We start from the raw sequence: 1,576 nt of genomic DNA on the forward strand, positions 1-1,576 counted from the left end.
CGCGACGGAAGACCCTTGTGCATGCGGCGCTGGGTGCGTTGAGCGGCCTGGTGGCCGGTTACGCGGCGCTTGCCATGGCGGAGTTGGTCTCGGTCGCGGTTCGTCCCGAGGCCAGCCCGGTCACGGCGGTGGGCGGCGCGGCGATCGACCAGACGCCCGCAGGGGTCAAGGACTGGGCGATCCGAAACTTCGGAACCAACGACAAACTGATCCTGCAACTCGGCGTCCTGTCCGTGCTCGCGCTCTTCGCGATCGTTCTGGGTGTGCTGGCGCCGCGGTTTCGGAAAGGGGCCTCGGCGGGCGTCCTCGGCTTCGGCATCGTGGGCGCCCTGGCCGCAACCGGACGCCCTGATTCGACCGGGGTGATCGATGCGATCCCTTCCGTCGTAGGGGCTCTTGTGGCGACGATGGTGCTGTATGTACTCGCCGGGCTGCTAACGGCGCCCGGCCAATCGGTGCCTCCGCGCTCGCCGGGTTCCGCTGTGGACCGCAGGAGCTTCGTCGTCGGCATTGCCGGGGTAGCGGCCGCCTCCACCGGCATCGGAGCCCTCGGCCTGCGGCTGAACGCCGCTGGCGTCAAAGAGGCCGCCGCGTCCCGGGCCACGGTCAAACTCCCCGCGCCAGCCTCCCCCGCACCCCAACTGCCACGTGGGGTGGACCTCAAACTGCCCGGGTTGAGCCCTTTCACCACCGCCAACCGCGACTTCTACCGCGTGGACACCGCGCTGACCGTCCCCCGCGTCGACGTTGGCAGTTGGAAGCTGCGCCTGCACGGCAAAGGTGTCAGCCGACCGCTGACCCTCGGCTTCCAGGACCTGCTGCGCAGGCCCCTGTTCGAACGTCACATCACCATGACCTGCGTGTCCAACGAGGTCGGCGGTTCGTACGTCGGGACCGCCCGCTGGCTCGGTGTCCGGCTCGCCGACCTGCTGCGCGAGGCCGGCGTCCGCGCGCCGTCCCGGGGCGGCCCGGCAGATCAACTCGTCGCCCGTTCCGTCGACGGTATGACGATCGGCACCCCGGTCGAGACGGTCATGGACGGACGGGACGCTTTGCTGGCTGTGGGGATGAACGGTGAGCCGCTGCCTCTGGAGCACGGCTTCCCCGTCCGGATGCTCGTCCCTGGCTTGTACGGCTACGTCTCGGCCTGCAAGTGGATCCAGGACATCGAGTTGACGACGTTCGACGCGTACGACGCGTACTGGGTCAAGCGTGACTGGGCGGCCAAGGCGCCGATCAAGACCGAGTCCCGGATCGACACCCCCAAGCCATTCGCCACCCTCAAGGCCGGCCCGGTCGTCGTGGCGGGGGTGGCCTGGGCCCAACACAAGGGCGTCGATCGCGTCGAGGTCCGCGTCGACGGCGGTGACTGGCACCAGGCCGAACTGGCCGCGGAGGGACCGGTGGACACCTGGCGGCAGTGGTGGTGGCAGTGGCCGGCGAAGCCAGGCACCCACACCCTCGAAGTCCGCGCCACCGACCGCACCGGCTACACCCAAACCGACGCCCGGACCCGCCCCATCCCCAACGGCGCCTCCGGCTGGCACTCGGTGGTGGTCACCGTGACCTAACCACC

General features: G+C 69.8%; 1 protein-coding gene. It reads left to right on the top strand.

Annotation, left to right across the window (positions count from 1 at the left end; genetic code table 11):
* The first annotated feature begins 17 nt into the window (after positions 1 to 17).
* Positions 18 to 1,571 carry a molybdopterin-dependent oxidoreductase gene (locus tag ABD385_RS40965; RefSeq protein ID WP_344585338.1) on the top strand — a complete coding sequence of 518 codons (1,554 nt, stop codon included), beginning with the start codon at positions 18 to 20 and terminating at the stop codon, positions 1,569 to 1,571.
* The last annotated feature ends 5 nt before the right edge of the window (positions 1,572 to 1,576 follow it).

This window comes from Streptomyces lunalinharesii, assembly GCF_039532155.1.
In the GTDB taxonomy this organism is placed as follows: domain Bacteria; phylum Actinomycetota; class Actinomycetes; order Streptomycetales; family Streptomycetaceae; genus Streptomyces; species Streptomyces lunalinharesii.